Annotated in this window: 8 protein-coding genes and 2 pseudogenes; all 10 read left to right on the top strand. The window is 33.7% G+C overall.

Annotated features, from left to right (window positions below):
- Positions 1 to 185, top strand: a pseudogene (locus I7822_RS17785) (preprotein translocase subunit SecY); the annotation flags it as partial.
- A gap of 400 nt (positions 186 to 585) precedes the next feature.
- Positions 586 to 1,713: a glycoside hydrolase family 172 protein gene (locus tag I7822_RS17780; protein ID WP_207980445.1), complete on the top strand. Its 1,128-nt coding sequence runs from the start codon at positions 586 to 588 to the stop codon at positions 1,711 to 1,713.
- Between the two features lie 35 nt (positions 1,714 to 1,748).
- A complete protein-coding gene (locus tag I7822_RS17775; RefSeq protein WP_207980444.1) occupies positions 1,749 to 3,086 on the top strand; it encodes an ABC transporter substrate-binding protein in 1,338 nt (445 codons plus the stop codon).
- Positions 3,087 to 3,196: 110 nt separating this feature from the next.
- Entirely contained in the window at positions 3,197 to 4,087 is an 891-nt protein-coding gene (locus I7822_RS17770) for a carbohydrate ABC transporter permease (RefSeq protein ID WP_207980443.1), read from the top strand.
- 20 nt (positions 4,088 to 4,107) lie between these two features.
- Positions 4,108 to 4,995, top strand: a complete 888-nt coding sequence (locus tag I7822_RS17765) for a carbohydrate ABC transporter permease (protein WP_243459530.1) — start codon at positions 4,108 to 4,110, stop codon at positions 4,993 to 4,995.
- Between the two features lie 155 nt (positions 4,996 to 5,150).
- Positions 5,151 to 6,566, top strand: a pseudogene (locus I7822_RS30485) (sensor histidine kinase); the annotation flags it as partial.
- On the top strand, positions 6,552 to 6,926 hold the full coding sequence (locus I7822_RS30700; RefSeq protein WP_372442173.1) for a sensor histidine kinase: 375 nt from the start codon (positions 6,552 to 6,554) through the stop codon (positions 6,924 to 6,926). The pseudogene I7822_RS30485 and the gene I7822_RS30700, both read left to right, overlap by 15 nt.
- 26 nt (positions 6,927 to 6,952) lie before the next feature.
- Positions 6,953 to 8,488, top strand: coding sequence for a response regulator transcription factor (locus I7822_RS17750; protein ID WP_243459529.1), 1,536 nt, complete (start codon positions 6,953 to 6,955; stop codon positions 8,486 to 8,488).
- 333 nt (positions 8,489 to 8,821) lie between these two features.
- Complete coding sequence (locus I7822_RS17745; protein WP_207980439.1) at positions 8,822 to 10,627, top strand: sensor histidine kinase; 1,806 nt, start codon at positions 8,822 to 8,824, stop codon at positions 10,625 to 10,627.
- On the top strand, positions 10,605 to 12,209 hold the full coding sequence (locus tag I7822_RS17740) for a response regulator transcription factor (protein ID WP_243459528.1): 1,605 nt from the start codon (positions 10,605 to 10,607) through the stop codon (positions 12,207 to 12,209). The genes I7822_RS17745 and I7822_RS17740 overlap by 23 nt, the downstream gene beginning before the upstream one ends.
- Positions 12,210 to 12,293 lie beyond the last annotated feature (84 nt).

Here is a 12,293-nt window from a genome sequence, read left to right as displayed (position 1 = left end):
TCGGTTCTCTTTTCTTAGCAGCTATAGCTGTTCTTCCTGTTTTCTTCATTAAGTTTGCTGATCTTCCTCAATCGGCTCAGATTGGTGGAACAAGCTTGTTGATTGTTGTAGGGGTTGCCCTTGAGACTATGAAACAACTTGAAAGTCAATTAGTGAAACGTCATTATAAAGGTTTTATTAAATAAGCTAAGGTTATGTGAAATTCCCTATGTCTCGAGGTATAGAGAATAAGACATTTTTTAAGTTGTGGTATAACGATAAACTAGCTTTCATGTTTTTTTAACTTGAGAGCTAGTTTTTTGTAGTTTGTCCTCTTTAGTTATAAAGCCTACAGATCTTATTAGATCTGTAGGCTTTTGGTTGTGTGTAAGCATAAGGACGTATAATCCCTAAAAATAACTAACTTCTAAATATAACTAACCTTATCTAAAGATATTAGAATTTCGCAAAATCTAAATTGAATTTACAATTATAAATGTAGAAGGAAATATTCGGGGGTGAAGAAAAAGACAAAGTATTTAATACATGGTTAGTTAATGTAAGCGCATTCAATAAATTAAAAGAAATAGAGGGAGGATACGAACAATGAATGTTTGGCAACCAAATAGTCCACTAGGAGGACTACCATTTATTAAAGAAGCAAGCTCCAAAAGAGAATCTAGTTATGACCGTACTGGAGGTAACAGAGATTTTAAAGTAGTAGAGCCAGGTGAAACAGCGGTTATGGCTGATATAAAGGGTGCAGGTTGTATTAAGCATATTTGGATGACGACTAGATGTTATGCAGAACAATACTTACGTAAGTTAGTTCTTGAAATGTATTGGGATGGTGAAGAAAACCCGAGTGTAAGAGTTCCTTTAGGCGATTTCTTTGGAATCGGGCATGCGACATGTAAGCATTACGTTTCTCTACCCTTGAGCATGGTTATGGGGGAAAAGCGAGGACCAAAGGGACCTTTTGCTGCATCAATGAATAGTTATTTCTCAATGCCATTTGGAGCTGGAGCAAGAATTCAATTAATCAATGAAAGTGATAAAAAGATAGAAAATCTATTCTATTATGTAGATTATGAAAGTTATGATAGTAAAGATCAAATACCTGAAGATGTTGGGAGATTTCATGCAACCTGGAATCGAGAAAATCCATGTGAAAAAGTTGTATTTGAAAAAGAAATAGAAAATCCAGCTCCATGGGACCTACCAGGAGAGAATCTTACTGGAGAGGATAACTATGTTATTCTCGATGCTGAAGGAAAAGGACACTATGTTGGTTGTGTATTGAATATTGATAACTTCGATGCTTCCAATCAAGAGTTTACATGGCCAGGCGAAGGTGATGATATGTTCTTCATTGATGGAGAAGAATGGCCACCATCTCTTCATGGGACAGGAACTGAAGATTACTTTAATGCAGCATGGGGCTTTCCGAGTGGAGAGTATGCAGGTCCATATCATGGAATATCATTAGGAAGCGATGTTCAGGAGCATTTTGGAAAATGGAGTTTATATCGATTCCATATTGAGGATCCTATCCGTTTTACAAAATCAATCCGTGCTACAATCGAACATGGTCATGCGAATGATCAAGCCAATGATTATTCAAGTGTTGCATATTGGTATCAGCTTGAGCCTCATAAGCCATTACCAAAACTTCCTGATGTAAAAGATAGACTTCCAAGAAGATGGCCTGAACATGGTTTATGGGATCGTTAAATGATATGAAAAACCACTTTAAGGAGGTTTTATAGATGTTCAAAAGGAGAGGAATATTCAGTGTTCTTTCATTACTATTAGTGGTAACACTATGTTTATATGGTTGTTCCGGTAAAGAAACAGGAGGAGGCGATTCTTCTAATCGTGACAAATCTCTCACTGTACTTGTAGAGGGAGGTAGCCCTGCATTTACTGTTGCTAAAGAGACTGCAGAAGAATTTAAAGAAAAAACGGGCTATGAAGTAAAGATTGAGTCTGTTCCTTATACAGGTGTATACGACAAATTAAAAGCTGAAGTAGCTTCACAGGCTGGCGCCTTTGATGTCGCAACAATTGATATTTTATGGTTCCCTGCTTTAGCTGGAGGTTTACTTCCTCTTGACGGGATGATCTCGGACGAAATTGAAAAAGACCTGTTCCCAGGTCTTATATCAGGAGGAAGTTACCAGGATAAAGTCTATGGAATGCCGGTCTGGACTAATGCAAAAAATATAATTTATCGCACAGATTTATTCGAAGATGAAAAAAATAAAACTGATTTTAAAGCAGAATATGGGTATGATTTACATCCTCCTAAAACATGGACTGAATATAGGGATATTGCAAAATTCTTCACTCGTGATACAGATCAAGATGGAAAAGTAGATATGTATGGAACAACAGTATTTGGCGCAAATAATGGTGATGCTGTAGCAAGTTGGCTGGATCATGCGACACAAGCAGGAACTGAATCCTTGGTTATTGACAAAAATGGAGAAGTTATTGTGAATACAGAACCATATGTTGAATCACTGCAATTTTTAACAGATATTCTAAATACAGATCAATCTGTTCCAAATGGTGCACTAGAAATCGCATCAGCTGAAACCTCTGAACTGTTCTGGAGTGGGAAAGCAGCAATGATGATTGCCTGGGGACACTTTTATGTTCCATCAAATGATCCTAAACAATCACAAGTAGCTGGAAAAGTTGGAAGTGCACCAATGATTGCAGGAAGTGCAGGGATAGGAGCTGTTCCAGGTCCATGGTATCAGGTAATTCCAAGATCATCGAAGAAACAAGAGATTGCCAAGGAATATTTGGAGTTTATCTATGAAAAGAATGAGTTATTTATGGAAACATTAGGAGTAGCTGCTAGAGTATCAGTTTTTGAGGAATATAGCAAAAAAGAAGGATATGAACATTTAGAGCCACTAATGACGACGTTAAGTGGAGAACAAACGCAAAATCGACCTGATATTACAGAATGGCAGCAGATAGAAAGTGAAGCGCTAATACCAGCTGTTCAATATGCTCTTTCAGGTGAGAAGACACCTCAAGAAGCCCTAGACTGGGCAGCGGAAATTATTAAAGGAATTTTACCTCCAAAATAAAGTGATTTTTAGAAAGTAGAAATCTCTACCTATTTATAAAAATGATAGATGGGTAGAGACCTCTTCTAAGAAGAATTGATTCACTATTTTTGTAGAAAGGAGGATTTATTATGAATTTAAGAAACAGTACACTTTCCACTTTGTTCTTTCTACCGGCAGCTATGTTTATGATTGTTTTCTTACTATATCCGATTACCCTTTTAGTGAAGGATAGTTTTTATCACATCGACTTAATGAATCCTAGTGTAAAGGAATTTGTTGGGCTCGCAAATTATATTGAATCTTTAAGTTCAGAACGATTTTTAAAGGCCTTATGGAACACGGTTGTTTATATTGGTGTTGCAGTAGGCGTGGAATTCATCTTGGGTCTCATCCTTGCTCTCCTTTTAAGTCATGCATTTAAAGGAAGTCAAGTAATCAGAACATTATTGCTTAGTCCGTTAATGCTCGCTCCATTAGTGTCAGGTCTCATCTGGAAGTTTATGCTAAATGACCAATTTGGAATTTTCAATTGGGTGCTTTACAAAATAGGAATCCTCTCTGATCCACATCAAATTCTTTGGTTGTCTGATTCTCGATATGCTATTTATTCAACAATCATAGCTGATATATGGCTAACAACTCCATTCATCATGCTCGTTCTATTGGCGGGAATTCAGGGTATTCCAAAAACTCTCTATGAATCAGCGGATATCGATGGGGCAAATAAATGGCACAAATTTAGATACATTACTGTTCCTTCGCTTATTCCAGTGGCATCAGTTGCATTGTTAATTCGAATAATAGACGCAGCTAGAACATTTGATATTGTATGGGTATTAACACAAGGAGGACCTGGATTTTCCTCTGAGCTTTTAAGTACGTATATGTATAAAACCTTAACACGCTATGGACAAGTAGGACAATCGAGTGCCATGGCAGTAATATTTATTATTCTACTACTAATCTTAAGCTCCTTCTTTATTTCAAAGATTTGGTCACCAAGGAAAAATCATTTTTAATGAACGTGAGGTGAATCAGGATGGCGGAAATACGATTAAATAAAACGAAACTTTCAAGATATACATCGATTAATATAAACAAGATGAAGAAAAGATTATGGCTACTATTTGTCATTTCATTAACTTGTATCTTAGCAATGTTGTTTCTAGGACCTTATGTTTATCTGCTTTTAACATCATTAAAACCATCAACAGAGGCAGTAAGTGCCCCACCAACTTTTTGGCCGTCTACTTTTTCTTTTGAAAACTATCGAAATATGTTTGATTACCTGCCAGTCGGAAAATATTTTGCAAACAGTCTTATCACGGCTATTACAAGTACCTTTATAAGTGTTTTATTAGGCTCAATGGCAGCCTATGGGATTTCAAGATTTACATCTGTTACAGGAAAGTACTTTTTATTATTCACTCTTGTTATTAGAATGGTACCGATGATTAGTATTGCTATTCCGATGTATATGATTATTAAAAACATGGGATTAATAGATACTCACTTGGCATTAGTATTTGTTTATACAAGTGTTAACGTGCCTTTTGCGATTTGGCTTATGATTGGCTTTTTTGATTCAATTCCAAAAGAATTTGATGAAGCAGCCCGTATTGACGGATGTAGCTGGCTTGGATCATTCATTAGGGTAATTATCCCAGTTTCACTCCCAGGATTAGCCACGACAGCAATCTTTACTTTTATGCTAGCTTGGAATGATTTCCTGTTTGCGTTACTAATGACTAGTACTAATGCAAAAACAGCAACCGTCGGAATATCGGAATTTTTAACTGCCTATAATCTCGACTTGGGACCTATGACAGCTGCTGCAGTTTCATTTAGCTTGCCAGTGATGATTTTTTCACTCTTCGTACAACGTTATATTGTTAGTGGGATGACTTTAGGAGCAGTAAAAGAGTAGGTATTCTAAAAATAAGGAGGGTCCAGTTTGGCGAACCTTTGAGAAGGATTCCTTTCAAATTAAATATTTTTTTGAAAGGAAGGATTAGCAGGAATAAAGAGTATATTGCTTGAATACTTAAAAATAATCTTAATTTTTTATTTAATTTGAACAAAATGAAAATGCTTTCATTAGATAAATTGTGTCTTGGGGAGAAAAAAATGAACATTTTTCACGGAATAAAAGGCTCTCCTATTAAAAAGAAAATTATCTTACTTGCTCTTTTTTCCACACTCATTCCTTTACTTGTTGTTGGACCTATTACATTTGCCTTTTTAAATAAGTCTGTTGAAAATAAGGTATCGACAACGGTCACAAACCTCTTAACTATTGCTAACTGGAATATTAATACCTTTGTTGCAGATATCGAGGATATTTCTAATATTGTCTTCTTATCAAATGATATCCATCGGTACTTAACACATAACAAAAAGGATCCAAAGCACTATATGTATGAAACATCATCAAGAAACACATTAAGTAATATAACGGTTGTTAACAAGCCTTATATCCATTCTATTTATATAGGAAATGAAAACCATGGTTTTTTAAAAGTAAACCAAGGAGACAGCAATATGAATGGTAATGTATTTAGTCAGATCGAGGATACAACCTTATACCATCAATTACTTGAAAGTCCATGGAAAGGTCAGTGGTTTAATAGCAGCAAATTAAGGCTTAATGCAGGAAATGACCAGCCTTTCCTTTTCGGGAGAATGATCAGAAATCTTGGTTCAAAGGCTCCAATTGGAGTTTTACTAATAAGCATTGATCCGATGATTTTTGAAAATATGTTTAAAGAGGTAAATATTCAAGGCAATATTATAGTTTTAAATAGAGAAAAAATACTGTACTCACGAAATAAGCTGGAAATGTCACCAATACAGCTTACAGCAATAATCGATGGTTCCAAGGAGAATGGAACCGTCATTAACTATATTGATGGAAGAAAAAACATCATAAACTATCATACAAATGAGAACACCGATTGGAAGATTGTTAGTATTGTTCCCTTTGAAAATGTTGTTCAAGATATCAATCAGATAAGGTTGATCACGATCACCTTACTAGTGATTGCATTCATCATTTCTGTCGTTTTTGCTATTTATCTATCTAGCAGAATTACGAGAGAGCTTGGTTTATTGCGGTTAGTAACTGAACAAATGGAACGAAGAGAAATCGTTTCTGGCATTCATTTCAATAAAGAGGATGAAATCGGTAAAATCGGTAATCGCTTTGTCGAACTTTATAATCGAAATAATGAATTGACCTTAAGACTATATAAAGCAAAAGTGAAAGAGAAGGAAGCAGAGCTTTTGGCCCTGCAAAGCCATATTAATCCCCATTTTCTTTACAATACATTAAATGCCATGTTTTGAATGGCTGAAAAGTCAAAAGCAAAGCCAATTGCTAAAATGGCTATAAGCTTGTCAAAAATTTTTAAGCTTACATTAAACGATGGAAATCCTATCACAACTGTTAAGAACGAAATTGAACAAGTAAAAAGCTATCTTGACATTCAAAATATTCGCTTTGATCATAACATCCTTTATCATATTCATGTTGATCCTGATATTCTTGAAGAAAAACTGATTAAACTGCTTTTACAGCCAATTGTAGAAAATGCTGTCTACCATGGGTTGGAACCAAAAAATGGCAGGGGGACGATTACAATAGAAGGGTCTAGGCAGAATGATTGCTTACTATTTAAAATCATTGATACAGGAAAAGGCTTTAACACGAGTGAAATAGACATTTATTCAAAGGGCTATGCCTTAAAAAATATAAACGAAAGATTAAAATTACATTATGGAGATGAATTTGGATTAAATATCAATAGTAAAATTGATGAGGGTACTACAGTCATCCTAAAAGTAGGTTTAAAGCATTGAGGACAGACTAAAAGGTGGTATAGGATATGTACAAACTTTTAATCGTCGACGATGAAAAGATTGTGATTGAAGGATTAAATGCAACAATTAATTGGAATGAAAATCAAATAGAACTTGTTGGTTCTGCCTCATGTGGAAAAGAAGCTCTTCAAAAAATTGTTGATATGAAACCAGATATTGTCTTACAAGATATAAGAATTCCTGGAATAAATGGGTTAGATTTAATCCAGCAAGCTAAGCAACTTAATCTTGATACCGTATTTATCATTATTAGCGGATATTCTGAGTTTAGTTATGCTAAAAGAGCGATTGAGCTTGAAGCGATCGATTATTTAGTTAAACCAATTGAAGTAGAAGAAATCCTCACTTCTATAAAAAAAGCAATTTGTAAATTTGAGAAACTCAAAGAAGAAAAACAAATTGATAAGAGAATGAAGTTATATGAAAATGCCTTAGATGAAAAGCAGGTACTAGAATTTATTCTTGGTAATCAAATCGTTCATCCGGATGTATTGAGGAATGTAAATGAGTATAGCTTTACTGTAATTGATTTTAAAGGTTTTAGGCAAGAGCCTTCTTTAGAAGAGAAAATCCATTTAATTACTATAGGGATTAAAGCTTTATTGTCAGAAAAAGGATTACAAGGTTTTCCTTATACAATTGATAAAACGATAACAATTCTGGTATCAAACTCTAGTCAAATCACTGATTTTTTAGATGGTGTATTTAAATTGGTATCAGAATATCACAATAGTGATGTCGCCATTGGAATTAGTCAAAGCTATTCTGATTTTTCAAAAGTAAACCATGCGTACGGAGAAGCGAAGGATTTAGTTAAGCTTGGGATTTTTACGAATAAGATATTCACGACTTATACTGATTTAGAAAATATGAATAATATAATCGGTCCTAGTATGATTGAGGAAATCGATCAGTATTTTACCATATGTAAATCAGATGTTTTTTTGAAAATAAATGACATGATTGATTACATCATCAATTATTCAAAGCAAAGTAGGCTTTCTCCAAATAAATCAAAATTTTTATGCTTTAAGTTGGCTTTCAATCTCCTTGAATATATTGAAAATGAGTTTGAGTTAACGAATCCTGTGGGTGAAAGACATGAGATTTATGAAAAACTTAACTCTTTGGACTCTTTAGATGATATGAAAGTGTGGCTTAGAAGATTAGCCAGTCAGATGACAGAAATGTTAAATAATCATAAAATCTCTTATAATGACAAACTCATTATGGAACTAAAAAGTTATTTAAAAACTCACTTTAGAGAACCGATTGTGTTAGAAGAGCTTGGGGAGCACTTTTATAAAAGTCCAGCCTATCTTTGCAGCTTGTTTTCAAGAAGAGCTGGGAAGACAATTTTTGAATATATTACAATTTTAAGAATGAACAACGCAAAGGAACTATTAAGAACTTCAAATTATAAGGTTTCAGAAATTGCTACCAAAGTAGGTTATGAGAACGACAAATATTTCTATCAGGTATTTAAGAAAAATGTAGGAATTACGCCCAGTCAATATAGATCACAGCATCTTGTTAAATAGAAGAATAATAAGATTGCCAACATCTTAAATGAAACATAAAGAGACCCTAAAAAGGTCGAGGCTGTCCACTAGTAAGAGTAGTAGAGGGACGCCTCTTTTTATTTGACCATATGGTAAGATTTCAAATGCTATGATAAATTTATTAAGAACAACGATCTGATTATAAGATAAAAAAATTTTCAAAATAATGCATGTGATTCTTTATTCTGTAAGAATAGGGAAAGCTCAATACTAACCATAGAAAATGAATTTTTTGTAAAAAATGTTATATAGAGTGTGTTTAAGTAACTTAATAATTTGTTAGTTTCATTTATTATTTACTGTGGAGGCTATATGTTTTTTTCATTACGTAATCGATTATTCGTTATTTTCACCTTATTGTTAACAGTTCCTTTTCTTATATTGTCAATTATTATACCAAGTTGGTTTACATCAATAATAGAAGAACAAACGAAGGATTCAACTGTAGAAATGATGGAACAGTATTCACTCTATATTGATTCAATAACCTCACAAGCAGAGGATCTTGGGAAGCAAGTTCTTATTAATCAAACAACTCAACAATGGATGAAATTGGAGAATGAGAATTCTAGGGCAACAAGTGCTCAGCGTTTATTATTGAAAAATCAACTTAAAATGCAGCTATCATCAATAATGATTAACAATTCAAAATCAATGTCGATCTCCGTATTCCTTAATGATGGTACTGGGACATGGGGGGATAATCCCTCACTCAAGAATATGGAGTGGATGAAGGATTTTTCAGAAAATGATCAACGGTGGGTTAGCACCCACATAGATTCTTTTCAGCTGTATCAAGATATGCGTGAGAGGAATATAAACAGCTATCTTATTCCTTTGTTTGATATGAATACGTTAGGTTTATCAGGAATTATTAAAGTTAATTTTCCAACATCATTACTTGAAACCGCTTTAAGTAAAATCAAGCTTGGAGAAAATGGTCGAGTGTATTTATTAGATAACCATGGAGCGAACGTTTTGTCTGGACAGGTACAGACACCGAAATATGTATTAAATCAAAGCTTAGTAGAATTAACAAATGGAGAACATGATAAAGGCTTAATAGAAACAAACTATAATGGAGAGGAATACCTTGTATTTTTCCAAAAGTTAAAAATCGGAAATTGGGTATTGTTCAGTGAAATTACCAAGTCTGAATTGTTTTTGAAAATTAACCAACTCCAACAGAACTTATTGATAATAAGTGCCTTAATTTTTATTTTAACAATTTTCGCATCTTATTTGCTTTCCTCAAATATCGTACGACCTCTAGGAAATCTCACCAGAGCAATGCGATATATTGAACGTGGTGATTTTTATGGAGCCAAACGTTTTATGCCAACAATTAAATCATATAACCACGAAGTTGGTTATGTTATAAAAGTTTTTGATCATACAATCGATCAATTAAACCACTTAATAGAAACAGAATATGAAGCAAATATTCGTAGAAAGGATGCAGAATACAAAGCCTTATTATTGCAAATTAACCCGCATTTTTTAAACAATACACTTGAAATCATTGGAGGTTTAGCAGTCCAAGGTAAAAATAAAGAGGTAATGAATGTAAGCATTTATTTAGGGCGAATGATGAGTTACTCCCTCAATACCAATCGTGATGTTGTCAAATTAGGTGAAGAAGTAAATTATATACGAAATTTCACTGACATTTTAAAGATAAGATATGAAGATGCTATCTCGATTGAAATTGAGGAGGATCCGAAAACAAAAACCCTTCCAATCATTAAATTTATTATACAGCCTTTAGTTGAAAACGCGGTTAAATATAGTTTTGTCGAAAAAACATATGCAGCAATAAAAATAAAAGCTGAAAAGATTAAAGATCAAGTATTTATTATAATAGAAGATAATGGGATGGGTATGACTGAAGATGTCATTTCAGGATTATTAAAAACAGAAAAAAATAATGAAACAAATAATGTATTGGATAGTAAGGGAACTAGTATTGGGCTTAGGAATGTGCTTGGCCGATTAAAGTTATATTACGGTCAAAATTTTTCATATGAAATACAATCAGAAAAGAGTATAGGAACAAAGATAACATTGTGTATAAAGGTCACTGGGGGGGATATACATGATGAAGGTGTTAATAACTGATGATGAGATTCAAATTCGTAAAGGGTTAAGATTGAAAGTTGAGTGGGAAAAAGAAGGTTTTCAAATAGTAGAAGAAGCTTCGAATGGACAAGAAGCATTAGATTTATTGAAAAAGGTTGAGGTTGATGTTGTCATTACAGACGTGAGAATGCCAATAATGGATGGCATTGAATTTGTAAAACGAGTGTCAAAAGAACATCCGAATGTAAAAGTGATCGTATTATCTGGTTATTCGGATTTTGAATATGTAAGATCTACGATGATAGAAGGTGTTATAGACTATCTATTAAAACCTGTAGATCCTGATGAATTAGTAGAAGCTTTAAAAAGGATTCGGATTGCAGCTGAGGAAGAGAAGCGAAAGAGAATCGAATCAGACAGGATGAATCTACTTGTTCATAACCAGTTAGAAGAAATGCGAGAACAATATTTGCTTCATTTGGTAAAAGAGGAATTGTCTGAACTGAATATGGCTATTGAGAGACTGCAGCAGTTACAGTTAGAAGATTTTGCTAATGAGAACGCACAGGTTCAATTTTTAACAGTAGAAATAAGAGAATCAGATTGTAATAACCCCAATAAGCTTAAAGAACTATGGCTCCCTTTTAGGATGATGTGTAGGGAAATAGCTCAAGGGTATGTAGGAATGTATTCTTTTTATGATGTAAGTTATGCTAATATGATTCACTTTATCTATTTAGTAGATTCAAATCAGTTCATTCATTCATCATCCAGTTTGGTTAAAGATGTGCAAAGAAATGTGAAAGAATTTATGGATTTAGAAACGGTTATTGGGATTGGTAAGGTTGTTACTGGTCTTCCAGAATTTAAGACTGGTTATATATCAGCTTTACTTTCCTGGAGTCAAAGTCAGATGGGCTCATATTCACAGGTAATAGATGGGACAGTTAATAATGAGATCTTTGAGTTTTCAGCTGGTTTTGAAAAGAAATTAATTAACTCTATTGAAGATGCAAATTATGAAGCTTTTAAAAGTAATATTTATTCAATATTGGGAGGAAAGAATAACCAATCCATAATGTCCTTTTCTTTTGCTGCAAATAGGATTTTATTTTTGTTAGGCTCACTTGCAAGAAAATATGATATAGATACAATCGATATAAATAAAATGATATGGAACTGCCAACAAAGTATATGGGAGCTCAATTCTCATAGTCGAGTCATGGAGCAGCTTATATATTTAGGACACTCTATTATTGAAAAGGTATATGAAGCACGTTGTTCTTCAAATGGAACAGCAATTGTAGAAAATGTTCGTCGTTATTTGGAACAACATTATGCAAGTGAAATTTCGCTTACGACATTATCAGAACAGTTTCATATTAATAGTACTTATTTATCTGATATTTTCAAAAATTATGTCGGTCAAAATTTTAGTGACTATCTTATTAACTTACGAATGGATAATGCTAAAAGCTTACTAAAAGATAATCAACTTAAAATAATCGACGTAGCTCACCTGGTGGGTTTTTCTAACTCAGGTTATTTTAGTACAGTATTTAAAAAACATTTTGGTCAAACACCAGTTGAATTTCGTAAATCGCTACAATTGAGTCAATAAAGCTAGGCTTTCGACGCTTAAACGGCAATGCCTGTTGATTCGAATGTTTAGATATCCTTCCTTCATCGTCGGATCTTTCGGGCA

This window comes from Metabacillus bambusae, assembly GCF_017497975.1.
Lineage (GTDB): Bacteria > Bacillota > Bacilli > Bacillales > Bacillaceae > Metabacillus > Metabacillus bambusae.
The sequence above is the reverse complement of the archived record's forward strand: the minus strand, read 5'-3'. Positions and strand labels throughout refer to the sequence as shown.

Bases quoted from the DNA above. Each gene is read 5' to 3' on its own strand.
- I7822_RS17780 (WP_207980445.1), top strand. From the start codon at position 586: ATGAATGTTTGGCAACCAAATAGTCCACTAGGAGGACTACCATTTATT.
- I7822_RS17775 (WP_207980444.1), top strand. From the start codon at position 1,749: ATGTTCAAAAGGAGAGGAATATTCAGTGTTCTTTCATTACTATTAGTG.
- I7822_RS17770 (WP_207980443.1), top strand. From the start codon at position 3,197: ATGAATTTAAGAAACAGTACACTTTCCACTTTGTTCTTTCTACCGGCA.
- I7822_RS17765 (WP_243459530.1), top strand. From the start codon at position 4,108: ATGGCGGAAATACGATTAAATAAAACGAAACTTTCAAGATATACATCG.
- I7822_RS17750 (WP_243459529.1), top strand. From the start codon at position 6,953: ATGTACAAACTTTTAATCGTCGACGATGAAAAGATTGTGATTGAAGGA.
- I7822_RS17745 (WP_207980439.1), top strand. From the start codon at position 8,822: ATGTTTTTTTCATTACGTAATCGATTATTCGTTATTTTCACCTTATTG.
- I7822_RS17740 (WP_243459528.1), top strand. From the start codon at position 10,605: ATGATGAAGGTGTTAATAACTGATGATGAGATTCAAATTCGTAAAGGG.